This window comes from Streptomyces scopuliridis, from assembly GCF_042790125.1.
Classification (GTDB): domain Bacteria; phylum Actinomycetota; class Actinomycetes; order Streptomycetales; family Streptomycetaceae; genus Streptomyces; species Streptomyces scopuliridis_A.
This window is the reverse complement of sequence record NZ_JBHTZS010000019.1, coordinates 36,388-61,973: the sequence shown is the minus strand read 5'-3', so window position 1 is coordinate 61,973 and position 25,586 is coordinate 36,388. Positions and strand designations below refer to the sequence as shown.

At 72.1% G+C, this 25,586-nt stretch carries 14 protein-coding genes; 7 read left to right on the top strand and 7 right to left on the bottom strand.

The genetic code is table 11. The annotated features are described in order from the left end of the window. Nucleotides 1–60: 60 nt before the first annotated feature. On the top strand, nt 61–861 hold the full coding sequence (locus ACFRKB_RS26070) for an SGNH/GDSL hydrolase family protein (protein ID WP_383108850.1): 801 nt from the start codon (nt 61–63) through the stop codon (nt 859–861). 89 nt (nt 862–950) lie between these two features. Here the strand turns inward: ACFRKB_RS26070 and ACFRKB_RS26065 are convergent, their stop codons facing one another. The 6 genes from ACFRKB_RS26065 to ACFRKB_RS26040 are packed head-to-tail and all read right to left on the bottom strand — an operon-like array spanning nt 951 to nt 16,659. Further along, nucleotides 951–2,801 carry an ABC transporter ATP-binding protein gene (locus tag ACFRKB_RS26065; RefSeq protein WP_383108849.1) on the bottom strand — a complete coding sequence of 617 codons (1,851 nt, stop codon included), beginning with the start codon at nt 2,799–2,801 and terminating at the stop codon, nt 951–953. A 55-nt stretch (nt 2,802–2,856) separates the two neighbouring features. Continuing rightward, the gene (locus ACFRKB_RS26060; protein ID WP_383108848.1) at nt 2,857–4,047 is read right to left on the bottom strand and encodes a glycosyltransferase; all 1,191 of its coding nucleotides are present in this window, start codon (nt 4,045–4,047) and stop codon (nt 2,857–2,859) included. Continuing rightward, complete coding sequence (locus ACFRKB_RS26055) at nt 4,044–4,853, bottom strand: alpha/beta fold hydrolase (protein ID WP_383108847.1); 810 nt, start codon at nt 4,851–4,853, stop codon at nt 4,044–4,046. Before ACFRKB_RS26055 ends, ACFRKB_RS26060 begins: the two co-directional genes overlap by 4 nt. Nucleotides 4,854–4,857: 4 nt before the next feature. After that, a complete protein-coding gene (locus tag ACFRKB_RS26050) occupies nt 4,858–5,193 on the bottom strand; it encodes an acyl carrier protein (protein WP_365970585.1) in 336 nt (111 codons plus the stop codon). After that, nucleotides 5,183–9,730, bottom strand: a complete 4,548-nt coding sequence (locus tag ACFRKB_RS26045) for a beta-ketoacyl synthase N-terminal-like domain-containing protein (RefSeq protein WP_383108845.1) — start codon at nt 9,728–9,730, stop codon at nt 5,183–5,185. The genes ACFRKB_RS26050 and ACFRKB_RS26045 overlap by 11 nt, the downstream gene beginning before the upstream one ends. A gap of 5 nt (nt 9,731–9,735) precedes the next feature. Continuing rightward, on the bottom strand, nt 9,736–16,659 hold the full coding sequence (locus ACFRKB_RS26040; protein ID WP_463291755.1) for an SDR family oxidoreductase: 6,924 nt from the start codon (nt 16,657–16,659) through the stop codon (nt 9,736–9,738). A gap of 771 nt (nt 16,660–17,430) precedes the next feature. Here ACFRKB_RS26040 and ACFRKB_RS26035 point away from each other — a divergent pair. The 6 genes from ACFRKB_RS26035 (at nt 17,431) to ACFRKB_RS26010 (ending at nt 24,374) form a co-directional block, all read left to right on the top strand. Continuing rightward, nucleotides 17,431–18,423, top strand: a complete 993-nt coding sequence (locus tag ACFRKB_RS26035) for a glycosyltransferase family 2 protein (protein ID WP_383108844.1) — start codon at nt 17,431–17,433, stop codon at nt 18,421–18,423. A 186-nt stretch (nt 18,424–18,609) separates the two neighbouring features. Beyond that, nucleotides 18,610–20,004 carry a DUF6056 family protein gene (locus tag ACFRKB_RS26030; protein ID WP_383108843.1) on the top strand — a complete coding sequence of 465 codons (1,395 nt, stop codon included), beginning with the start codon at nt 18,610–18,612 and terminating at the stop codon, nt 20,002–20,004. A gap of 68 nt (nt 20,005–20,072) precedes the next feature. Then, nucleotides 20,073–20,705 (top strand): DUF6629 family protein, encoded by a 633-nt coding sequence (locus ACFRKB_RS26025; protein WP_383108842.1) that lies wholly within the window; start codon nt 20,073–20,075, stop codon nt 20,703–20,705. 190 nt (nt 20,706–20,895) lie between these two features. Next, nucleotides 20,896–21,594: a glycoside hydrolase family 16 protein gene (locus tag ACFRKB_RS26020; RefSeq protein WP_383108840.1), complete on the top strand. Its 699-nt coding sequence runs from the start codon at nt 20,896–20,898 to the stop codon at nt 21,592–21,594. Nucleotides 21,595–21,656: 62 nt separating this feature from the next. Further along, on the top strand, nt 21,657–23,570 hold the full coding sequence (locus ACFRKB_RS26015) for a glycoside hydrolase family 15 protein (protein ID WP_383108839.1): 1,914 nt from the start codon (nt 21,657–21,659) through the stop codon (nt 23,568–23,570). A gap of 30 nt (nt 23,571–23,600) precedes the next feature. After that, nucleotides 23,601–24,374, top strand: a complete 774-nt coding sequence (locus ACFRKB_RS26010) for a VOC family protein (RefSeq protein ID WP_383108838.1) — start codon at nt 23,601–23,603, stop codon at nt 24,372–24,374. 60 nt (nt 24,375–24,434) lie between these two features. Here the strand turns inward: ACFRKB_RS26010 and ACFRKB_RS26005 are convergent, their stop codons facing one another. Next, nucleotides 24,435–25,517, bottom strand: coding sequence for a DUF475 domain-containing protein (locus ACFRKB_RS26005; protein WP_383108837.1), 1,083 nt, complete (start codon nt 25,515–25,517; stop codon nt 24,435–24,437). Nucleotides 25,518–25,586 lie beyond the last annotated feature (69 nt).

Below are 25,586 nucleotides of genomic sequence, written 5' to 3'. Positions count from 1 at the left end.
CCGCCGTGAACTGCTATCCAAGTGGGGTCCTTGTCCCCCCACTCCTGGAGAAGCATCTCCGTGCGTTCAATAAAGGCACTGTTCGCCGTCCTTCTGGCAATCATCGCGGCGGTCACGATTTCGCCAACGGCCTACGCGGCCGACGGTAAGTACGTGGCGCTGGGTGACTCGTACGCGGTCGCTCCCGGCACCCGTACCTACGACGACCCCAACGACGCGTGCCGCCGGGGGCCGCTGACCTACCCGCGGCTGTGGGCGGCTCAGCACAGCTCGGTGGCGTTCGTCGAGGCGTCGTGTTCGGGTGCGACCACGACCGATGTGATCAACTCCCAGATACCGCGCCTCACGGCGGACACCACCCTGGTGACGCTGCAGGTCGGCGGCAATGACGTCGGCTTCGTCGAGATTCTGACGAACTGCATCCTCACCATCGACGACCGCGACTGCGTCAACGGGGTCGAGGCGGCCAAGCAGGCGGCGCAGTCCGTCCTGTCCCCCGCGCTCGCGCAGACCTACGCGGCGGTGCGCGCCGCCGCGCCCAACGCGAGAGTCATCGTCGTCGGATATCCCCGGCTCTACACCATCGGAGGTTCCTGCGGCATATTCGGACTGAGTGACGCCGAGCGTACCGCGCTGAACTCCGCGGCCGACACGCTGGCCTCCGTCATGTCCAGCCGTGCGGCGGCCGCCGGTTTCGAATTCCTGGACGCCCGGCCGGTATTCGACCCGCACACGATCTGCTCGTCCGGTCCCACCTGGGTCACCAGCCTGGAATGGGACAAGATCAATGAGTCCTACCACCCGAACGCCGCGGGCCACCGCGACGGTTATCTGGCCGCTCTGAAGGCCCTCACCGGCTGACGGAACGACCGGCCGACCGGCCTGCGGATCAATTAAGTGGGGGCGTTCCGATTTCTTCGGCGGAACGCCCCCACTGCCGTATCCCTTTGTCAGCGTGGCACGTCGGCCAATTCGCCGATGTCCTCATTGCCTTCACTCACCAGCATCTGGGAGGAGGCGAGTTCGCGGTAGAGGACATCGGCCTCGACCAGCTCCGCGTGGGTTCCCGCGGCGCGCACCAGGCCGTGTTCGAGGACCACGATCTGGTCGGCGCCGGTCACGGTGGAGAGCCGGTGCGCGATCAGGATCACGGTGCAGCGCCGGGCCGCCTGGTCCACCGCCTCCCGCAGTGCCCGCTCGTTGCTCGCGTCGAGCTGGGCGGTGGCCTCGTCCAGGAGCAACACCTCCGGCCGGCGCAGCAGGGCCCGCGCGATGGCCAGCCGCTGGCGCTCGCCGCCCGACAGGGTGACGCCGCGGTTGCCGACCTCCGTGCGCAGCCCGTCGGGCAGCCGGCCGATCAGGGCGTCGAGCCGGGTGAGCCGCAGGACCTCCGCGATGTCCTCGTCCGACGCGCCGGTCGCCGCGTACCGCAGATTGTCCTCGATGGTGCCGGCCATCACCGGCGATTCCTGCTCCACATAGGCGATACGCCTGCGCACCTCCGAGCGGGGCAGGGTGGCGATGTCGACGCCGTCGATCAGGATCTGTCCCGCCTCCGGTTCGTGGAAGCGCTGGAGCAGGGCGAACATCGTGGTCTTGCCCGCGCCGGAGAGCCCGACCAGCGCGGTCTGGGTGCCGCCGGGGACGGTGTACGAGATTCCGCGCAGGGCGGGCGCGCGGCCGGGGTAGGAGAACCGTACGTCCCGGAACTCGACCGGGGGCGCGCCGGGCGCGGCCACGGCGGCGAGTGGTTCGCGGGGCTCGTCCACATCGTCCTCGACCGGCATGTGCTTGACCTGCTCGATACGGCCGACTGCGCCGAGCCCCTGTTGCAGCATGCTCAGTCCGGCGACCAGTGAGCCGACCGGGCTCGCCAGATAGAAGACGTAGAGCAGGAAGGCGATCAGGGCGGAGGCTTCGAGGCCGCCGGAGGCCACCAGCGCGCCGCCCACGCCGAGCACCGCGAGGAAGGCCGCCTGGATGGACACCCCGGAGAGGACCTTCACCAGCGCGACATAGCGCGCCCCGGCCAGTCCGGCGCGGTAGGCGCCCTCGATGGCGTCTCCGGCGCGCTCGGTCTCCCTGCCCTCGGCGCCATTGGCCTTCACGGTCCTGGCGGCGCCGAGCGTACGGTCCAGTGCGGCGCCCACCGCGCCGACCGACTCCTGGGCGCGGGCGACCGCTTCACGGATCCGGGGCAGGACGAGCACCATCACCAGCGCGACGGCGATCAGCACGCCGGCGGTGACCCCGAGCAGTCCCAGATGCACCACGCCCATCAGGACCACCGCGCCGAGGATGCTGAGCACTCCGTTGGAGACCAGCACCAGCCCTTCGGTGGCGGCGTTCTGGACGAGCGCGCTGTCGGAGGTGACGCGGGAGATGAGGTCGCCGGGAGGACGGCGGTCCAGCTCGGGTACGCGCAGCCGGATCAGCCGGAACACCAGGTCGCGGCGGATCTGCCGGACCACCCGTTCGGAGGTGCGCTGCTGCCACCAGGACTGGAGTCCGGTGAGCCCGGCGCCCAGGACGACGAGCGCGGCCAGCAGGAGCACGGGCCCGAGCACCCCGCGCCCGTCGCTCAGTCCGTCCAGTACGTGCTGCGCCACCAGCGGCTGTACGAGTCCGGCCGCGCTGGCGGCCAGCACGAGCAGCAGGGTGGCGAGCAGCACCGTGCGGTGCGGGCGGGCATAGCGCAGCAGTACGCGCAGCGGGGGTGTCGCGGGCGGCTCAGGGGGCTGGGCCGGCGCGGCCGGCCGAGGGGTCTCAGCCGGCGCGGGAGGAGCGGAAGCCGTTGTCATGGGAGGTCCGGGTTCGCTGGTCGGGAGGGGTGTTCGCCGGTGGGGAGTGGGGTGTTCAGGGGGTCGCGGGTACGGGTGCGGGCGTGTGCCGCGCCGCGATCCGCTCCAGGTGGCCGGCGGCGGTGACCTGACCGCCCGCCGCGCGGAAGGACCGGCCGATCGCCTCGGCGGCGGCGCGGTGGCCGCCGGCGCTGTCCAGTACGGTTTCGACGGCCGTGGCCAGCCGGGCGGCGTTCACCCGGCTGAACCGGACCCGCACCCCCGCGCCCGCGTCGACCACCTGCTGCGCGACGATGGGCTGGTCGTCGCGGATGGGGGCGAGTACGAGCGGCAGCCCGTGCCAGAGCGACTCGCAGACGGTGTTGTGCCCGGCGTGGCAGACGACGGCGTCGGCCCGTGCCAGCAGGTCGAGTTGGGGGACATGGGCGCGTACGAGGACTCCCGGTGGCGCCGATGAGAGCGTATGGCCGGGGTCGACCACCACGCCCTGTACCGCGTCCCCGAGCCCGTCGAGCGCGGTGACCGCCTCCGCCAGGAACCGGCCGCCCGCGTCCGCGTTGGCGGTGCCGAGCGAGACGAGCACGGTGGCACGCCCCGGGTCCAGCTCGTCCCACGGGAAGTCGGAGCGGTCGGCACGGGGGGCGATGGCCGGTCCGACCAGATGCGTCCGCTCCCAGGGCAGCGGCGCGTCACCGAGCAGTTCGCGCCCGGTGAAGGCGATGACACCGTACGGGGAGAACCGCGGGTCGGCCGTGCCCGCCGGGTCGCCGATCCGTGCGCGCAGCCCGCCCAGCAGTTCGCCGAGCCAGGCCGCCACCTTGGGCAGCCCGGCCAGCGGGTCGACGAGTTCGGCGGAGGTGGTCGCGGAGGTGACGTACGGGATGCCCCTGCGCTCCGCGATCAGCGCGCCCGCGACGGCGTGCTGGTCGCCGAGGACGACGTCCGGGCGGAACGCGTCGATGGCGGCCTCGATGCCCGGCGCCATCAGGTCGGCCAGGGGTACGAAGAACTCCTCCCACAGGAACCGGAAGGCGGCGGGTCCGGTCAGCTCCGGCGGCCTGACCAGTCCGCCCGCGGGCATGGGGCAGTCGAAGACCGTGACCTCCGGGCCGGCGAGCCGGCGGATCTGGTCGGGCTGGCCTGCCCATGCCACCGGATGCCCCCGTTGGGCGAGTTCACCGGCCACCCCCACCAGCGGGTTGATATGCCCGACCAGCGGCGGGACGACGAGCAGGAAGCGGGTCACCGCACCGCCCCGGCGAGCGTGTGGTCCCGGATCCACTCCAGGATCAGGTCCCGGGTCTCCTCGGTCCGCTCCACGAGGACGGAGTGGCCCTGCTCGGCGAGGACCACGGTGCGGCAGGACGCCAGCTTGGCCTCCAGGGAGCCGACTTGGGCGCTCAGACCGGACTCGTCGCCGAAGATGGCCAGCACCGGGCAGCCGAGCGCGGAGAGATCGTCGTCGATGACGCGTCCGGCCGGGATGTCCTCGGCGAGGGTGGTGACCCGCAGGATGCGGCTCGCGCCCCGGGAGAGCCGGGCGGTGTGCGCGCCGTGATGGGCCGAGATCCAGCCGATGACCTCCTCGCGGGAGAGCTGGCTCTTGGCGTCCGCGAGCCCGTCCGCCATGTGCCGGGTCCACTCCGCGACCGGCGGCTCGGACTCGATCATGGTGACCGTGGCGACCCGGTCGGGGTGCCACGCGGCGAGCGCGGCGGCCACCGTCCCGCCGAAGGAGTTGCCGACGACATGCACCCGGCGGGTCTCGCCGAGCGCGTCGAGCAGTCCGGCGAGGTCGCCGACGAAGGACTCCAGACGGTAGCCGGTGGCCGGCCGGTCGCTGCGGCCGTGGCCGCGCAGGTCGTACATGATCACGTCGAAGCCCGCGGCGGCGAAGGCCGGGCCGAGGGTGAAGTAGTAGCTGGCGAGGCTGTCGGTGAGCAGACCGTGCACGAACACGACGACGTCCGGCTCACCCCCGTCCGCGGGCCGGGTGGCGGCGGGCAGCCGCTGCACATGTGTGGTGATCTCGCCGGTGCGTATCTTGGTCATCGGCTCAGCCCTGCCCGTTGGCGCGCAGCGACGTCGCGACATAGTCGGCCAGCTCACCGACGGTGAGGGCGATGATCTCGTCGAGTTCGAGATCGGCGATGAAGAGGGCGAGGTTGACCCGGTCCCCGTAGTGCTCGCGCAGGACGCCGGCGAGCGTCACGAGATCGATGCTCTCCAGTTCGAGATCGTCGTGGAAGGTGGTCTCCCGGCTGATCTCGGCGTCGTCGAGACCGTCCTCCTCCAGCAGTTCGCGCAGCATGCGGGTGATGTCCGCCAGCACAGCGGCATCATCGGTGTCCAGCGGCTCCGTGGTCATGATCCCGATCGCCTCAGTGCTCATCAGACTCTCCTGTCTCGTTGTCATCGGTCGTCCAGGCGACGATGTACTGCCGTTCGGGCAGTCCCGGTGGATTGGCCACCTGCCGCACACTCACCTCGTACGCCCGGCCCTCGGTCACCACGCGCAGCCTCGCCGCGTCCGCGGCCACCACGCGGTAGTCGGCGGGCCGGCCGCGCAGACCGGTACCGCGTGCCTTGGCGACGGCCTCCTTGGCCGTCCAGAACCGGGTGAACCAGCCGGGCCCGCTGTCCGGGTGCAAGGCCACCAGCCCGTCCAGCAGGGCCAGTTCGCCGCTGTCGCAGGCCATCTCGGCGGCGGACCTCGGCCGGTCGGTGATCTCCTCGATGTCGATCCCGCACACGCCGCGCCGGGCGATGGCCACGCCGGTCTCCCGGCAGTGCGCGATCGACACGGTCAGCTCGCCCGGCGCGCGTCCGTGCACCCCGTGGGCGACGGGCCGCCCCGTCTCGTCGTTGCGTACGGCGATCTCGGCCGGATAGATCTCGTCCGCGCCCTCGCCCCACAGCAGTCCGCGGACCGCGTCCTTGGCGGCGACCCGGCCGAGCAGCCACTGACGGCGGCGGACGGGAGGCAGCGCGTCATAGCCGGCGCGTTCGGCGCCGCCGAGCATATTGCGCATGATCAGCTCGCGGGTGGCCAGGTCGGGCCAGCGCTCGTGCACCTTCGTCCAGCCCTCGGGCTCGGCCGTGGAGAGGGTGTTGCGGCCCGGGAAGCGGTCCACCGCGCGGATGTTGGGGTCGGTGTCGAACCTCCGGTCCTGCCAGCCGGTGAACTCCGCCCAGACCCGGCCCTCATGGACGAGCTGCATGTCCGCGGTGAGGGTGAGGTCGGTGACCTCGGTGATACGGATCAGGCAGTCGAGCCGTTCGCCCGGCGTCGGCTCCGGCCCGTGGAAGCGGATCCGGTCCATCCCGACCGGGAAGACCGTGGTGCGCTCGGTGAGCGTCGCCATGATCCAGTAGCCGAGGAGCTGTCCGACGTTGTCGAGCAGGGCGCCGGGGGCGTCCGGGGCGGTGATGACGCCCCGGACCGACAGATCGCCGACGGCGGTCAGTTCGCTGACGCCCTGGAAGCGCGGTCCGTGGAACATCCACCGCTCGCTGTAGAGCTGTTCGGCCCGCAGCCCGGGGACGCGCTCGGCGGCCGGGTCCACCGGCCAGGGCGCGGGCGCTGCCGGATGGCGCGGAGCCAGTTCGACCACCGCGCGGGAGTAGCCGGTCAGGCTCACCTCGACCCGGTCGGGCGCCTGCCGCCGTACCACCACCGGTACGTCGACGGACGGCATGGCCTCGATCCACTTCAGCAGCCGCACCTCGTGCACGGCGACGGCCCGCGTTCCGGGCACGACGCGTTCGGCGATCTCCATGAGATGGCCGATGACCGTGGTGGCGGGCACGATCGGCCAGCGGTCGGCCTCGTCGGGCCAGCCGGGGCGCTGCCGGAAGAAGCAGTGGTCGAGCAGATACGGCATCGCGTCGACATCCACCCGCAGCACCTCGGGAACAGGCGCCACGGCCGGAGCGGGGGCGGGCGTCGAGGGTCCCCGGCGGGCCGGGGCGGTGCGCCGGTGGGCGGCGCCCGCGCCGATGAGCTGGTTCGCGACGGCCGCGGTGTCGTTGAGCAGCGCGGCGAGTTCGGCGGCCACCGGGAACCGCGCCCCGGCCCGGCCGAGCAGTTCCAGCGCCCCTCCGTCGGCGACGGCGAGCGCGGGCGAGGCGGCGGGGGCGACCGGGGTGACGGGCCGGGGAACGATCCCGGTCAGCGCCTTCCTGGTCCGCTCGGGCAGCGAGACGAGCGCCCCGCCGAGATCCAGCCGCACCCCGGCCCTGGCAGGCCGCGCGGACGCGCTCGCCGTACGGGCCGCCGCCGCGCTCACGGGCCCCAGCAGCGGGGCGGCATCGGGCGCGGCGCCGTCCACCCAGAGCGCGGTGACCACCCGGCGCAGCTGCGCCAGACTGTCCCGGGCCGTGGAGTGCGCGGAGACGACGAGCCGGTCCTCGCCCGCCAGGGTGTCGTCGATCAGCGAGCCGAGCTGCCCCGCGCCCAGCTGGATGAACGCGCGGTACCCCGCCTCGTGCATCGCGGCGATCATGAGGCGGAACCGCACCGGTTCGAGCAGATGCCGGACGAACAGCTCCCGTACGGCGGCCGGTTCGGCCGGGTAGAGCGCGGCGGTCGTCGCGGACCAGACCGGGGTGGTCTGCGGATGGAGGGTGTACGTCTCCGCCGCGCGCCGGATCGGATCGAGGTACGGCGCGAGCATCGGGGTGTGGAAGCCGGACCGGAACGGCAGCACCTGCCCGATCACGCCCTGGGCCCGGAAGCGCAGGACCAGTTCACCGACGGCCTCCTCGGGGCCGCAGATCATCGACTGGTTCGGCGCGTTGTCGTGCGAGAGCACCACATCGGTCCGTCCGCCCAGCTCGGCCAGCACCTTCCCGGCGGGCATGCCGAGCACGGCGAAGACCGCGCCGGGAACGCGCAGCGCGTCCGGGTCGAAGCCCGCGAGGAAGGTGTCCACCTCGTCGGCGGCGTGGATGCCGCCGCAGGCCATGGCGGTCCACTCCCCCACGCTGTGTCCGGCGACCGCGTCGGGCACGACCGCGAGCCTGCGCAGCGCGGTGTCGAGGACGCGCCCGAGCTGGAACACCGCGGCTCCGTGCCGTCCCACATCACCGACCCTGGCGTCCTCGCCCGTCGGCCACGGGAGGCCGAACCGTGCGGCCAGTCCCGCCACTTGGGGCTCGAACTCCGCTTCCAGGCCGGGGAAGACGAACGCGGTCCGCCCGCCGCCGGCCGGGCCGAGCAGCGGGCGCGGGCTGAACCACACATCACTGCGTCCGCGCCAGGCGGCGCCCTTGCTCACGGCCTTGCGTGCCAGCTTCAGCCGGCGCGCGGTCGGGTCGACGATCCCGAGCCGTACCGGCCCGGCCGCCGCTCCCGCCGCCGGGGCGCGCTCGTCGAGCCCGGCCGCCAGGACCGTGGAGTCGTCGGCGTCCAGCAGCGCGGCCAGCTCCGCCGGGCTCGCCGCGGCGAGCCGCAGCACCCGCTCGGGCTCGGTCACCGTCGTACGGGCAGTGCGCGCGGCCGGGGCCATGGCCGGCTGCTCCAGAACGACATGGGCGTTGATGCCGCCGAAGCCGAAGGCGTTGACCCCCGCCCGGCGCGGGGCGCCGGTGGCGGGCTCCGCCCAGGGCCTGGCCTTCGACAGCGGGGCGAACCGGGTGCCGTCCAGGGCGGGGTTCGGCTCGTCGCAGTGCAGGGTCGGGGGCAGCACCCCGTGGTGGATCGCGAGCGCTGCCTTGATCAGCCCGGCGATCCCGGCGGCGGGCATGGTGTGCCCGATCATGGACTTCACCGAGCCGATGGCGGCCCGTTCACCGGCCGCCGGGCCGAACACCTCCGCGAGCGTGGTCAGTTCGGCGCGGTCACCGGCGACGGTGGCGGTGCCGTGTGCCTCCAGCAGTCCCAGGGCGTCCGCCGCGCGCGGGTCGAGACCCGCCGCGTCCCACGCCTGCCGCACCGCGCGGATCTGGCCGCCGGGGTCGGGGTTGAAGAGGCTGGCGGAGCGGCCGTCGCTGGCCACTCCCGTCCCGGAGACCACGGCGTAGACCCGGTCGCCGTCACGCTCGGCGTCCGCGAGCCGCTTGAGCACGACGATGCCGGTGCCCTCACCGATGAGCACCCCGTCCGCGCCGGCGTGCAGCGGGCGGATCCGCTCGCTCGGCGAGAGCGCGCCGAGCTGGCTGAACACACTCCAGAGGGTGATGTCGTGGCAGTGGTGCACACCGCCCGCCAGCATCACGTCACAACGCCCGGCGGCCAGTTCACGGACCGCGTGATCGACCGCCACCAGCGAGGAGGCACAGGCGGCGTCCACGGTGTACGCGGGGCCGCGCAGATCGAGCCGGTTGGCGACACGTGAGGCGGCCAGATTGGGCACCAGCCCGATGGCCGACTCGGGCTGTTCCGGGCCCAGTTGCTCGGCGAAGGCCGCCCGTACCTCCTCGATCCTGTCCTCGCCCAGCTCGGGCGCCAGCTCCCGGAGCGTACGGACGACCTGGCCGGCCGTACGCACCCGCTGGTCGAGCCGGACCAGACCGGGCGTGAGATACCCGCCCCGGCCGAGAACGATCCCGGCGCGCTGCCGGTCGGCGGGGAGCACGGGGTCCCCGCCGGCGTCCTCGATGGACCGGTGGGCGACATCCAGCGCGATCAGCTGGTCGGGCTCGGTGCCGGCCACGGAGGTGGGCATGATGCCGAACCGCGTGACATCGAACTCGGCTTCCTGGTCGACGAATCCGCCGCGCCGGCAGTACACGCGGTCGCTGCGCCGGGGCCCGTCGGGCGCGTAGAACTCGCCGTCCCAGCGGTCGGCCGGTACGTCGCCGATCGCGTCGACCCCGTTGACGATGTTGTGCCAGTAGCCGTCCAGGTCCCTCGCGCCGGGGAAGAACGCGGCCATCCCGACGATGGCCACCGGTGCTCCGGAACCGGCGGGCGTCCGGGGAGCCATCCCGGTCACCAGCCGGAGGCGGTGTAGACCGCGGCGTGCACCGAGGGGGCGCCCCAGGCGAGTTCACGCAGCAGGCTCAGCGGTCCCTCTTCGGGGTCGATGAGCTTGATGCCCCGGGACACGTACGAGCGCATCAGCTCCGGGGTGACCATGCCGCCGTTCGTCTCGGCAGCCGCCCAGGGGCCCCAGTGGACGGTCAGCCCGCGCCGCTCAGTGGTCGACCAGCGGCGTCCCAGTTCCTCCAGGGCGTCGTTGGCGGCGGCGTAGTCGGACTGGCCCCGGTTGCCGAGCGCGGCGGCGATGCTGCCGAACAGTACGGCGAAGCGGGGGCCGGTGGGCAGTGAGTCGACCGCGTCGAGCACCGCGCGCGCCCCGCCCACCTTGGTGGAGAACACGCGGCGGAACGACTCGACCGGCTTCTCGGCGATCAGCTTGTCCTCGATGACCCCGGCGGCGTAGACGACACCGTCGAGCCTGCCGTGCTCGGCGTGGATGTCCTTCACCGTGGCCCGTACCACCTCCGTGTCGAGCACATCGACGCAGTGGTAGCGCACCTGGCTGCCGAGCACCCGCAGTCCGGCGATGGTGTCGCGCACCTCGCGCGCGGCGAGCGTGGCGGACACCCGGCGCTCGACCTCGGCGGGCGAGGTCGGTCCGGCTGCCAGGAAGGCGGCGCGCAGCCCGGCACGGTCCGTGGCTCCGGCGGTCGCCGGGTCCTCGGTGCCGGCCGGGACCGGCGTGCGGCCCATCAGTTCGATACGGCACCGGCTGACGGAGGCGATCGTACGGGCGAACCGCGCGGTGATCCCGCGGGCTCCGCCGACCAGCAGGACGACCGCGTCACGGTCGAGCCCCGCCGCCTCGGCCTCCGCGACCCCGTCACCGGCCGGGCCCGCGCCGGTGGCGGCCAGCGCGCCCAGATCGGTGAGGGTCAGCCGCAGGGCGCGCCGGGTGCCGCCGTCGGTCAGGACGACCGGCTCCCGTTCCGTGGCGGCGAGTTCGGTGACCAGCGCGTCGGCGACCGCGTCCGGTGCCGCGCCGGGCGCCACCTCGACCAGGGTCGCGGCGAGGTCGGGGTACTCGCGGGCGACACTGCGGAAGAAGCCGCGCAGACCGCTGGCCGCGCCCTCGGTCCTGCGCTCGACGGCGAGCAGTCGGCGCGGGGCGCCGGCCAGCACGGTCTGGAAGAGCGGGAAGGCCTCGGGCAGCGGCGAGTCGGACGCGTCGAGGGCATCCAGATAGAGCACGGCGTCGGCGCCGCCCTCCGGCAGCTCCCCGGAGGGTACGAGCACCGGCTCGGCCCCGGCGGCGCGCAGCCGGTCCGCCACGACCGGGGCCAGCTCACCGCCGCCGAGGAGCAGCACCGTACGTCCGCTCTCCACGGTCCCGGTCACGGCGGGCAGTTCGGTCTCGGTGAACTCCAGCCGCTGCGGGGGCACGACCTCGGCCTCGGGCCCGGCGGGCGAGGCGGGTGCGGCGGGACCGGTCCGGGCGCCACTCGTCTCGGAGGTCTCCCCTCCACCGAGCCGGGTGGCGAGCAGTCCGGCGATCCCGGCGGCGGTACGGGCAGCGCTCAGCCCGTCCAGCTCAGCACCGCCATCCACCGGCAGACCCAGCCGAACCGCCAACTCACCCGCGATCTCCGTCCGCTTGATCGAGTCCACACTCAGATCCGCTTCCAGATCAAGATCCGGCTCAATCATGTCCACCGGATAACCCGTACGCTCCGCCACCACCGCCAACACCGCACCCAACACCGCCTCACGACCCAACACCGGACCAGCGACAACCGGAACAGCGGCAGGGGCCGGAGCGGCGGAGGCGACGAGCGCGGTCGCCGGGGCGGGGGCGGGCAGTGCGGCGGGGGCGGACAGTTGTGGTGCGACGGTGTGAACGAGCGGCCGGTCCGCCGCCGGGACGGTCACGGGGCCGCCCAGATAGCTCAGCATGACGTCGCGCTGCGCCGCCACCAAGTCCCGGCTGGTGCGCAGAAATTCGGCGACGAGTGCGTCGGCACCGGACGCGGCGGCGCCGTGGGGGGCGTGGTTCTCCGGCACGATCAGCTCCGTAACGGGTCTGGCGGGGTGCAGGGCGTTGGGGGGAATGGTGCCGTCGGCGAGACGGACGAGCTGGCCGTCCACCGTCCAGCCGGCGGTGCGCTCGGGGACCGTGGTCTCGGGGTCGACCGCGTCGCGTCCCTGGAAGAGCCGGCCGGTGCGGACATCGGCTCCGCTGACGGCGAGCTGGGCCAGGGCGGTGAGGAAGCCGGTCAGTCCGGCGCCACGGCCGGCGTCGAGCGGGATCGTACGGTGCGGACGGTCGCCGAGGACGGCGGCGACCAGCCTGCTCAGTACGCGACCGGGGCCCACCTCGGCGAAGACCCGGGCGCCCGCCGCGTACATGGCCTCGATCTGCTCGGTGAACCGGACGGGCGCGCCGATCTGCGCGGCGAGACCGGCCCGGATCGCCTCGGGCTCCGCCGGGTACGCCTCGGCCGTGCGGTTGGCCCACACGTCGAAGGCGGTCGGGTAGACGGTCATGGACGCGAGGCGGTCGGCGAAGGCATCGCCCGCGCCCGCCAGCAGGGGGCTGTGGAAGGCGCAGGCCACCTGGAGCGGCTTGGCCGAGTAGCCGGCGTCCCGCAGATGGGTGACGGCCGCGGCCATCGGCCCGGTGGGTCCCGAGATGACGGTCTGCCGGGGCGCGTTGCGGTTGGCGGCGACGACGTCCTCGGCGAGACCGGCCGGCCGCAGGACGTCCTCGACCTGCTCGACGGTGGCGGTGACGGCCGCCATCGTGCCGGCGTCGCCGTCCGCCACCTGGGCGAGGATCGCCTCGGCGCGGGCGGCGCTCGCGGTCAGGACGTCCTGGGGCGCGAGCGCCCCGGCCACACCGAGCGCGACCAGTTCGCCGTAGCTGTGACCCGCCGCCATGGCGGGGCGTACGCCGACCGAGGCCAGCAGTTCGGCGGCGGCGAGTTCGACCACACCGAGCGCGGGCTGGGCGACGGAGGTGTCGGTGATCCGGGCCAGCTGGCCGGCCTTCGTCTCCTCGTCGAAGGCGGCCGGCGGGTAGAGCGCGTCCGCCCAGCGGGCGCCGAGCTGGAGGTAGCGCTGCAACTCGGGGAAGGCGACGAAGAGTTCGGCGAGCATGCCGGGGCGCTGGCTGCCCTGTCCGGGGAAGAGGAAGGCCAGCTTTCCGGGCCCCTCGGCGTCGCTGCCCGTGGCATCGGCACCCGTGGCGCCGGTCGCCGTGTCGTCGGTCGCCGTGTCGTCGGCGACATGGAGCCCGGCATCCGGGTCCCGCTCCCCGTCGGCGGCCCTGCGCAGCAGCCCGGGCAGGGCCGCGAGGCTCGGTGCGACCACGGCGATCCGTACCGGCTCGCCGCGTACCGCCGCCTGGTCACTTCGGTGGGCCGCGTGACGCGCGTAGTCGCGCAGTCGCCACTCGCCTCCGCGCTGGAGCAGCTCAAGGAGCGCGCGAGCCGCGCGGCGGGCCGCGGCGGCGTCCCGGCCGCGGAACGTGAACAGCTCCGCGGGCCAGGTGTCCAGCGTATGAGCGGGTGGCGCCTGGTCATACGCGCGTAGAACCACATGGAAATTCGTGCCGCCGAATCCGAAGGCGCTCACTCCCGCGATCCGGTCCGCGGGCTCCGCGGCCCACGGCCGGGCGGCGGTGTGGAAGACGAACGGGCTGCTGTCGCCGTCCCAGGCCGCGTTGGGCTGCCGCACATGCAGGGTCGGCGGTTTCACCCCGTGGTAGAGCGCCAGCGTGGTCTTGATCAGTCCGGCCAGTCCCGCCGCGCACTTGGTGTGGCCGATCTGGGACTTCACCGAGCCCACCGCGCAGCCGGCCGGCTCGGCCCCCGCTTCGGTGAACACCTCGGTGAGCGTGGTGAGTTCGGTGCGGTCGCCGACGACGGTGCCGGTACCGTGCGCCTCGATCAGACCGACGTCGGCGGGGGACACACCGGCGTTGCGGTAGGCGCGGGTGAGCGCGGAGCGCTGTCCGGCCGGGCGGGGCGCGGTCAGTCCGAGCGCCCGGCCGTCACTGGCGCTGCCGACGCCGTCGATCACGGCGTAGACCCGGTCGCCGTCGCGCTCGGCGTCGGCCAGCCGCTTGAGCGCCACACAGGCCACGCCCTCGCCGAGCGCGATGCCGTCGGCGGCGCCGTCGAAGGTGGCGGAGCGGCCGGTCGGGGAGAGCGCGTGCACGGAGGAGAACAGCAGATAGTCGTTGATGCCGTTGTGCAGGTCGGCGCCGCCGCAGAGCACCAGATCGCTGGTGCCGGTGACCAGTTCCTTGCAGGCCACGTCCACGGCGGTGAGCGAGGACGCGCAGGCCGCGTCCACGGTGTAGTTGGCGCCGCCGAGGTCGAGCCGGTTGGCGATCCGGCCCGCGATGACATTGGCGAGCATGCCGGGGAAGGAGTCCTCGGTCAGCCGTGGCAGCTGTTCGTCGAGCGCGGCCGGGATGGTGCCGACGTACCCGGGCAGCACCGTACGCAGGGTCGTCGCGTTGGACAGATCGCTGCCCGCCTCCGCGCCGAACACTACGGAGGTACGGGCGTGATCCGCGTCCGCCCCGTCGTATCCGGCGTCGGCGAGCGCCCGTCGCGCGGCCTCCAGCGCGAGCAGCTGTACGGGTTCGATGCTGGCCAGCGAGGCCGGCGGGATGCCGTAGCGCAGCGGGTCGAAGGGGATCTCGGGCAGGAACCCGCCCCAGCGCGAGGGGGTGCGCTCGCCGTCGCCGTCGGGCGCGTAGTACCGCTCCGCGTCCCAGCGGTGTGCCGGGACTTCGGTGACGCAGTCCTTCCCCTCCAGGATGTTGGCCCAGAACTCGGCGAGGTCGGGGGCGCCGGGGAACATGCCGGCCATGCCCACCACGGCGATCCGCAGCGGCTCGGGCGCGCTCTCCCCGTCCTCGTCCGTCCGGTCGAGACCGAGCGCGGTGCGCAGTGCGGCGGCCCGGGAGCGCAGCCATCCGGCGGCCCCGTCGGCGACGGACTCGTGGAGCGCCGCGACGGAGGTGACGGATTCACGCAGGACACAGACCTCCCCCGCCATGAACATGCCCTCGTCGGACTGGCGTGTCTCGTCGACCGGCCGCAGCTCGTCGCCGACCCGCTCGATGCCCTTGCTGGCGAGCCGGAGTCTGCCGACGTTGAACCGCTCCAGCTGTTCCCAGATCTCCCGGTCGGGCACGCCCTGCCCGCGCAGCTCGTCCTTGAGCCGGGCGAAGTCCTCGGTGATGGCGCTGTGGGCGCACCGCGTGGCGTGGCCGGGGGCGGTCTCCAGCAGATCGGTGCGTTCGGCGGCGATGATGCTGCGCTGGAAGAGCGGCTGGATGGCGCCGGCCGCGACCGCCTCCTCGGTGAAGAGGTACGCGGTGCCCATCAGCACACCGAACGCGGCTCCGGCGCGGGTCAGCGGGGCGGCGAGGGCCGCCGCCATGGCGGCCGAGCGGGCGTCGTGGATGCCGCCGGCGAACAGAACGGTCAGCTCGGCGGCGGTCTCGTCGCCGTTCTCGGCCACGAAGTCGAGCAGGACCTCGGTCTGCGCCTCCCACAGCGGGAAGCTGTTGCGCGGTCCGACGTGCCCACCGCACTCGGCGCCCTCGAAGATGAACCGGCGCGCGCCGGCCGCGAGGAACTGCCGCAGCAGCCCCGGCGAGGGCACATGGAGGAAGGTGGCGATGCCCTCCGCCTCCAGAGCGGCGGCCTGGGCCGGCCTGCCGCCCGCGATGATCGCGTGCGTCGGCCGCAGCTCCCGTACGACCTCCAGCTGCGCGGACCTGATCTCCTCGTCCGCGAACCCGAGCACCCCGACTCCCCAGGGGGCGTCGCCGAGGGCTTCGCGGGTGCGCTCCAGCATCGTCCGGGTGCGGTCCGCGTTCGCGAGCGCCAGTGCCAGGAACGGCAGGCCGCCCCCGGCCGCGACGGCGGCGGCGAACGCCGGCTCGTCGCTGACCCGGGTCATCGGCCCCTGGGCGATGGGGCATGCGGTGCCGAGCGCCCGCGCACCCGCCGAGCCCGCGGCCAGCGCGGCGGCGGGCCGGTCGTCCTCGACGGCGGCGGAGATCGCGCCCCTGACGCCCCGTATCGCGTCGCCCACCGACTTCCAGCGCCGGGCGAAGGAGGCCGCGAGGAAGGCGTCCTGACCGACCGGCAGGAACTGCGTGCGCAGATCGTCGCTGCCGACCCTGGCCGCGAACTCGGCCGCGTCGGCGGGGAGTTCGGGGGCGCCGGGACCACGGCGGCGCAGCACCCGGATCCCGTGGTGCAGCACGGTCTCGGAGCCGTCGAGTCCGGTGAGCGCGCCGGTGAGCTCCGCGGGCAGGCCCGCCTCGTCGAACAGCGCGAGCTGGGTGTCGAGTACGACACCCGCCGCGCCTCCCGCGACGGCGGCGGCCGCCGTGTGCGGTCCGATGCCACCGCACGCCCAGACCGGCAGCGCGATGTCCGGGTCCGCCAGCACCTGCTGGAGCAGCACGAACGTACTCAGCTCACCGGCCCTGCCACCGCTTTCCGCACCGCGCACGATCAGCCCGGCCGCCCCGGCTCCGGCCGCCTGTCGCGCGCCCGCCAGATCGGTCACCTCCACCAGAACCCGGCGGCCGGCGAACTCCCCCGCCGTGCGCCCGGGGTCCGCCAGCAGCACGGTGTCCACCGGCTCGGGCAGCTCCGCCGCGGTGACGGTGCAGCCGGGACGTATCCGCACCCCGAACGGCAGCGATGACCAGCGAAGCGTGCGGTCGAGTGTGTCGGCGACGCTCCGCGGATCACCCGTGGACAGCTCCAGCACGCTGAGAGCGCCCGCCCGTGCGGCGGCGGCCGTCAGCCGTGGCGACGAGCGGTGCAGAGGGTTGACGGCGATGACCGACTGGGGCAGTGAGAACTCAATGGACGCGACGGATTCCGGCATCCGCATGAAGTCTCCCGGATCGAAGTGGGGGGTGAACCGTGGGGGGAATGGCGGGGGGGTGTGAAGGGTGGGGGGAACCGTGGGAAGGGTGAACCGTGGGGGCGAACGTGGGGGGCAGACCGTGGGGGTGACTGGCCGGTAGTTAACTGGCCCTGCCTCCCGGGGGTCAACTGGTCACGCTGCGCGACGAGTTACAAATTGCCGCCGACCCCCACACTCCGTAGCTGAAGAACCCTCACGAGGGGGCAGCAATCGGACGCCTTGCCAGGACCGCAATCCGCGGATCATGTGCGTGATATCGGCCTGTCACGCCCTTGAAATGCAGGATCCGCCCCCGGGTCATCGACTGTGCCGGAGATCACAGCTCCCGGGTCTCGCATTCCACCGTCCGACGAGCATGCCTACAGGGCGTGACGATGCCGCAGAAACGCTTCAGCCGCCTCGGCGCCATGCCGTGGTGACGCTTGAGCAGGCGATTGATAAATCTTATAGTTGCCACCGCATCAGTGAACGCGGCGTGAACCGGAGGAAGAAGAGTGAGGAACGTTCCGTCACATCTCTTCCTGCTCATATGCCCGCCGGCCGCCACCCGCTGACGCACCGTCTCCACGCAGCGCGTACCCCTTTTCCGTGACCGCTCCGGAAATCCTTACGGCAGGACCGGGTAACGCCCCCGCAACACCACCAACAGCACCGTGATCCAACGGATTTCCCCTCGCGACCCGTTCCCTTTCGGTGCCCCTTCCTTCCCGCCCCACCACGGGTATGTGGAGTGAGATGACGATCCCTCAGATTTCCATTGTCGTACCGTGCTTCAACGAGAGCGAGGTGCTCGGTACCTTTCACCTCACTCTGCTCGCCGCCCTCGAACCGACCCGGCAGACTTTCGAGATCTGCTACGTGGACGACGGCAGCGTGGACGGAACCAGACGACAGCTCAGTGAACTGGCGTCGGCCGACCCGCGCGTCCGCTACACCTCTTTCAGCCGCAACTTCGGCAAGGAAGCCGCCATGCTCGCGGGACTGCGTATGTCCAGGGGCGACGCGGTCGTGCTCATGGACGCGGATCTCCAGCACCCCCCTGAGCTGGTCCCCCGCATGCTGGAACTGCACCGGCACGGCTACGACCAGGTCGTGGCGCAGCGCGACCGCACGGGCGAGGGCGCCCTGCGCACCGCCCTCAGCAGGGTCTACTACCGGCTGGTGCGGCGTTGTATGGACGTCCATGTCGTGGACGGGGCGGGCGATTTCAGGCTGCTCTCGCGCCATGCGGTGAACAGTGTGCTGTCGCTCCCGGAGAGCAATAGGTTCTCCAAGGGAATCTTCTCCTGGATCGGCTTCGACACGGCGAGCTTCACCTACCGGAATGTCCAGCGCGCGGCCGGCACCTCCAAGTGGGGCGGGCGGAATCTGCTCAACTACGGCATCGACGGACTGCTCTCCTTCAACAGCCGCCCGCTGCGTCTCGCCATCCACAGCGGTCTCTGGCTCTTTCTCTCCGCGCTCGTCTACGCGCTGTGGATTATCGCGAATGTCGCTCTCAACGGTGTGGACGCGCCCGGCTATACGACACTCATGACGGCCATCGTGGCGCTCAGCGGAATTCAGCTCGCCACGCTCGGCGTCATCGGCGAATATGTCGGGCGCATTTACCACGAGGCGAAGCGCCGTCCGCACTACGTGGTCCGGGAAACGGACGCGACGCGTGCGTCCTTTCCGTCCGGTGCGCCGTCGGCGACCTCCGTCGGACAAGCCCGTTCCGAGCGATAGAGCACCGGCGCCCGGCCGCGGTCCCACCGGAAACGGAACGTCCCCTTTCGAAAGGCAGTGGTGTACATGGCCGCGGGCGCGCCGAGCGTCATCATCCCGGAACAGCCCGGGGAAAGCCCCGGGCAGGAGCGGGAGAACGGCCGCGGGTCATCCCTACCCGCCGTACGCCCGTGGACGAAATACGGGGTGCTGGGTCTGCTGACACTGCCTCTGTGCCTTCTCGGGTCGGCGTTCTGGCTCGGCCGCCATGTACGTCCCAGCGCGGACGAGTGGTGTTTCCTGCCCAGCGTGCGCGATCACGGCATCGTGGGGCTGCTCGGGAAGTTCTACCTGTCGGACAACGGGCGGCTCGGCAACGGTCTGCTGGTCGGGCTGTACGCCAAGTTCGGGGTCGCGGGCCACCAGTGGTTCGGCCTGGTCAGTGGTGTGGTGATGCTGGGGCTGCTGTGGGCCGTGACCGTACTGCTGCTGCGCCTGGCGGGCCGGACGGCGCCGCGTGGGGTACCACTGCTCGTGGCGTCGATGGTGACGGTGGTGTTCCTCTTCGCGAGCCTCAACACGTACAAGACGTTCTACTGGCCCGCCTCCTCCGTCTCGCACACCGCCGCACCGGTACTGGCGTGCGCCGCGGCGGTTCCCCTGCTGTGGGCCCGGTCGCGGCGGGGACGCGTCGTGGCGGCGGCCTCCGCGCTCGTCGTGGGCGCCTTCCTCGGCACGCTCTCGGAGGAGACGTCGGTCGTCGCGCTGGTCGTGCTCGCGGCTCTGCTGCTGCTCAACCGCAGGATCCTCGTCCCCCGCGTACGCGCCCACGCGCGCGCCTGGTGTCTGGCGGGTGTGGCCGGGATCGGGATCGGCACGCTGCTGCTGCTGACCTCCCCGGGATCGCGCAACCGCCGTGAGCGGTACGACGCGGGCACCGCCTCGATGTTCGCGCCCGAATCGCTGGCGGACTCGCTGGACGGGTTCCTCGACATCCTCGGGACCCTGTTCACCACCTGGCACTATCTGGGCGCGCTCGCGGCCGGTGTGCTGCTGGCGCTGCTGACCGGGAACCGGGAAGGGCGCGCGCCGGTGCTGCTGCCGTGCCGCCCGCTCTTCCTGCTGGGCGCGGGCACGGTCACGTTCCTGGTCGCCGGCTACCTCTGCACGGTCATCACGTACCCGCTCTTCGGATCACATGTGGTGACCGCGTACCGGACCTGGAACGACTATCTCCTGTTGTTCGTCGTCCTTCTGGCGGGCGCCGGAGCTCTCCTGGGGCGGGCGCTGCGGGGGCGTGCGGGCGTCGTCGCGACGGCCGCAGGGGCGGCGATGTGTGTCTCGGTCTGTGTCGGACTGGCCTTTCCGCTGGGCGAGTTGGGCGAGAACATGCGCGTACGGGCCGAGAAGTGGGACCACCAGGACCAGTGGCTGCGGGAGCGGGCGGCGCGGGGCGCGCGGATCCTCCCGTACAAGCCGCTGTCGGTCAGCGGGATGGGGGAGCCGTTCGGGGGCAGGGGAAGCAGGATCTGGCCGGCCGGATGTGTGGCCGACTACTACCACCTGAAGCGGATCACCTACACGGAGAGGCTTCCCCGATGACGTGGAGCACGTAGTGCTCCCTCGTGGTGACCGCGCCCGGTGACGGGCCGGCGCGTACCGTGGTGCGCGTGTGCTGGAGTGCGACAGCCGATCTTGTGGTGGGCGCCGGTGTCACCGCGGTCGGTGTGGCCTGTGTGGCGCGTGTGCACAGGGTCCGCGATCTGCCGCTCGCCGCGCTGCCGCTGCTCCTGGGCGCACACCAGATCATCGAATCGGCCGTGTGGCGCTCCGGCGGCGGCGCGGGCCCGGCCACCCTCGCCTGGGCCGTGATCGCCCTGCCCGTGCTGGCGGTGTGGGTGCCGTTCGCCGTCCTGCTCGCCGCGCCGCCCCGGGCGCGGCGACGGCTGATGGTCCCGGCCGCGATCGGGCTCGGCACCGCCGCGGCGCTGTCGTACTTCCTCGTCCACCGGACGGTGACGGCCGAGATCCGCGGCCACACCATGGGGTACGCGCTCGGTCTCCCGCACACCCCCTGGTTCGTGGCGGCCTACCTTCTTGCCACCGTCGGCGCGCTGCTCATCGGCGGCGATCCGACGGTGCGGCTGCTCGGTGTGGTCGTCGCGTACGGAGCGGTGCTGTGCGCGGTGCTCTGGCGGCTGGAGTTCATCTCCACCTGGTGCGCCCTCGCGGCGGTGGCGTCCGTCCTGGTCCTCGCGTGGACCCGGCGCCTCCCGGCGGCCGACCGGCCACGGACGGGGTGACGTACGAACAAAGGGCCGCCCGCGCGCACCCGGTACGCCTCCCCCGCGCCCGGCCGGTGGGTCCCTAGCCTGGGCCAGGGCCTGTCTTCAAAGCAGCGCCGTCCGCCCGGCGGGCAGGCGGGACTTTGAAGACAGGCCCTAGGCCGGCACCGGCGGCCGGTCCGTGATCCGGGTCTCGGGAGAGGACATCATGAGCAGCGGTACGCCCGCCCCGTCCCAGACGTCCCGCCCGCCCCGTACGCCACGCTTCACCGCCGACTTCTGCTCCACGGAGCAGTGGGTCGCGGGGCGCTCGTGGGCGTATCCCGGCGGCGGGCCGACCAATCCCGGGGACAACAAGCTCGATCATCTCGTCCCCGACGCGGAGTACAGCCGCGGTGGCGTCTTCCGGGCGGCGCGCCGTTCCGACGGCTACTGGAACACGGGGCTGCTGACCACCGAGGGCAGCCCCGAGGAGTTCACCGTCCGGACCGGAGATGTGCTGGAGACGCGCGTACAGCTGCCCACCGGGACCGGGGCGTGGCCCGCGATCTGGACCTGGCTGGACGGCGGCAACGAGATCGACGTCTTCGAGTACCACCCCGACAACCCCCATCTGCTGGAGCTGTCGAACCGTGTGCGGGGCGGCGGGCGCTACTACACCGACCCGGCGATCGCCCCCGGCGCCTGGGTGGGGCTGAAGGTGGAGTTCCGGTCCAGGACCGTCGTCTGGTGGGTCAACGGCCGGCCCGTCTTCGCCGACGGCAGGGGCGTCGGCCGTGACTGGCGGGCGCACCTCATCGTCAATCTCTCCGTCTGCGCCGGTCGCTACCATCCCGCCCCGGAGCCGGGAGCGACCGCCATGTCGTACCGGGTCGACTACCTCCGGGTGTACGGCGAGCGCACCTGAACCGCGTCCGCTCCCGTACCGACATGCGGGCCCGGGGCCGGTGCGCGAGACTCGACAGCACCATGAACGAGGACGCTCAGGAGACGGAGACCCCGACCGGGGACCAGCGGGGCGAGGCATATCTGCCGATCGCCGAGCACGGTCTGATCGGAGATCTGCGGACCGCGGCGCTGGTGGGCACCGACGGCCGGATCGACTGGTTCTGCGCTCCCCGCTTCGACTCCCCCAGCGTCTTCGCGTCCCTGCTGGACGCGGAGCGCGGCGGCTGCTGGGCCATCCGTCCGGTGTGCCAGATCTCCACCCACAACCAGTTCTACTTCCCCGACACGAACATCCTGATCACCCGGATGCTCACGGCGGACGGCATCGTGGAGGTCCAGGACTTCATGCCGATCGTGCGGGAGCAGGACCCGCACCACCGGCAGCGGCTGGTGCGGCGGGTGGTCAACGTACGTGGCCGGATGCGGCTGGGGATGCGGATCGCGCCGCGGCTGAACTACGGCCGCGAGCGGCACCGGCTGGAGCGGATGCCGGACGGCGTACGGTTCGTCGGCGACGCCCTCGCGCTCGAACTGCGGTCCTCCATCCCGCTGTCGCTCGACGACACCGACGCCTTCGCCACGTTCGATCTCGACGAGGGCGAAACGGCCCTGTTCGACCTCGAAACGGACTGCGCCTCCGAGGCCGCCGCCGCGGACGCGGGCATCGGCCCGGACACCGGGCCGGTTCCGTGCGCGGTCGACGCGGCGGCGGCCGAGGCGCTCTTCGAGGCGACCGTGGACTTCTGGCGCCGCTGGCTGCGGCAGTCCACCTACACCGGCCGCTGGCGGGAGATGGTCCACCGCTCGGCGCTGACCCTCAAGCTGCTGACCCATGAACCGACGGGCGCCATCGTCGCCGCGCCGACGCTCGGGCTTCCCGAACAGCTCGGCGGCGCGCGCAACTGGGACTACCGGTACGTATGGATCAGGGACGCCGCGTTCTCCCTGTACGCGCTGTTGCGGATGGGCTTCACCCAGGAGGCCCAGGGGTTCATCAGCTGGCTGGCCGAGCGGCTGCGGGACGCGACGGACGGCAGGGTGGGCCCGCTGCGCGTCATGTACTCGATCGACGGTCACGCCCATCTGCCCGAGGAGGTGCTCGGGCATCTGGAGGGGTACCGGGGCTCGCATCCGGTGCGTACCGGCAACAGCGCCAGTGACCAGCGCCAGCTGGACATCTACGGCGAACTGATCGACTCGATCTATCTGTTCAACAAGTACGGCGCGGGCATCTCGCACGACAGCTGGACCGATCTGTGCGAGATCCTGGAGTGGCTGCTGGAGCACTGGGACAGCACCGACGAGTCCATCTGGGAGACCCGGGCGGGCCAGCAGCACCACACCTACTCACGGCTGATGTGCTGGGTCGCCGTGGAGCGCATGATCAGAATGGCGCGCCAGCGCGGACTGCCCGGCGATCTGGGCCGCTGGACCGCCGCCCGGGACAAGATCTACCACCAGATCATGTCGCGCGGCTGGGATCCGCGGACCCGTACCTTCGTCCAGCGGCTCTCCCCCGAGCCGGACCGGCCTCCCGAGAGCATCCTGGACGCCTCGGTGCTGCTCATGCCCATGGTCAAGTTCATCTCGCCGGTCGATCCGCGGTTCCTGTCCACCGTCGAGGCCATCGCCGACCGGCTCGTGATGGACAACCTGGTGTTCCGCTACGACCCGTCCCAGGCCCCGGACGGGCTCGACGGCTCCGAGGGCACGTTCTCCATCTGTTCGTTCTGGTGGGTGGAGGCGCTCGCCCGCACCGGTGAGGTGGAGCAGGCACGGCTGGCGCTGGAGAAGATGTTCACCTACGCCAACCATGTGGGGCTGTACGCCGAGCAGATCGGGCTGACCGGTGAGCATCTGGGCAATTTCCCGCAGGCGTTCACCCACCTCGCGCTGATCAGCTCGGCGATCAACCTCGACCGGGCGATGGGCTGAGAGCCGGAAGGAAAGGAGCGGACAGGAACCATGCCGGCGTCACGTCACCCCGCGAACGGGGCCCCCTGCTGGGTGAGCCTGATGGCCCGCGATCTGGACGCGGCCCAGGTCTTCTACGGCGCGGTCCTCGGCTGGAGCTTCCGGCCCACGGCCCTGGGCGACGAGTTCAGTCTCGCGCTCAACAACGGCGCGGCGGTCGCCGGGATCGGGGCGCTCGCTCCGAGCCTCCAGGCCGCGGTCGCCTGGACCCCCTACTTCGCCGTCGCCGACGCCGACCTGGTCTCCGCCCGTATCCGAGAGCGGGGCGCGACCGTGGCGGTGGGGCCGCTGCCCATGCACACCGGCCGTGCCACCCTCGCCGCCGATCCGGACGGCGCCGTGTTCGGTTTCTGGGAGGGCAGGACCATCGCCGGCTGGTCCGTGGGGCGGGGCAGCGCGCCGGCGCGGCTGGAGCTGCGGACCCGGGACGCGTTCTCCGCCGCCATCTTCTACGGGCAGGTCCTCGGCTGGGGTTCGGACGAGAAGGAGAGCTGCGAGGTCCACTACGAGGACGATCAGGTGCTGGTGCGCGACGGCGCGCACACGGTCGCGGCGCTGCGCGGCGGCGCGATCGAGAGCGCCCCTGACCCGCAGATCAGACCGCGCTGGCATGTGTACTTCCGGGTGGCCGATGTGACCGCCGCCGCGCGGGCCGCCGCCGCGGCCGGAGGTCTGGTCGTCACCCCGCCGGACCTCACCCCCGCCGGGGAGGAGGCCACTCTCCGCGACCCCGACGGCGGCCTCTTCACCGTCGTCTCGGCGTGAGAGCGCCGGGCTCACGAACCACACGGCCAGGCGCGGGGGTCACGCGGCCAGGCTTGGAGGTCACGCGGCCAGGCGCGCGTTACGACGGACCGAGGACCAGAAGGACCAGCCGATCAGGACGACGCCCACGAGTCCGGTGATGAGCTCGCTGATCTGGTACTGGATGGTGATGAGCAGGATCAGCGCGAGCGCGCCGATGGCGTAGTGCGCGCCGTGCTCCAGATAGACGAACTCGTCGAGCGTCCCCTGACGGACCAGATAGACCGTGAGCGACCGGACATACATCGCGCCGATGCCGAGGCCGAGGACCATCAGCACGATGTCGTTGGTGATGGCGAAGGCGCCGATGACCCCGTCGAACGAGAACGAGGCGTCGATCACCTCCAGATACAGGAACATGAAGAACGCGGCCTTGCCGGTGAGCGCGACCGCCTGGCCGGGTCCGCGCTTCCTCTCGGTCTCCTCGACCCGTTCCTCCTCGTCCTCGATGCGCTGCTCGAAGAAGCGGGAGAGCCCGCCGACGATCAGATACGTGATGAGCCCCGCGACGCCGGCCGTCAGCACCGACTGGGCCTTGTCCACGTGTGTCCCGCCGTGCTGGTGGGCATGGGTGGCGACCGTCATGGACGCCACGAGCAGCACGATCAGCGCGATACAGACCGCGAGCATGTCGACCTGGCCGAGCTTGGCCAGTGGCCGCTCCAGCCATGCCTGCCACTTGATCTCCCGGTCCTCGAAGAGGAAGTTGAGGAAGATCATCAGCAGGAAGACACCGCCGAAGGCGGCGATCGACGGATGAGCGTCCGTCACCAGCTCCTGGTAGCGGTTCTTGTCGTTGATCGCCAGCTCCACCGCCTTGACCGGGCCGATCTTGGCGGTGAGGGAGACGATCAGGACGGGAAAGACGAGCCGCATGCCGAAGACGGCGATCAGCACACCGACGGTGAGGAAGATCATCTGCCAGAAGGCGCTCATCTTCTTCAGGATCCCGGCGTTGATCACCGCGTTGTCGAAGGAGAGCGAGATCTCCAGGACCGCGAGGACGGCGACGATCCCCAGAGCGGCCCAACCGCCGTACAGCGCCCCGAGTGCCAGGCCCGCCGCGGTGACGGCGAACGCCCATCCGAACGTTTTCAGAACCACGTGCTGCCCGTCTTCCCTCGGTGAGGCCCGGCTCCCCCCGGTGAGGCCCGGTCAGGGTCTCACCGTCGC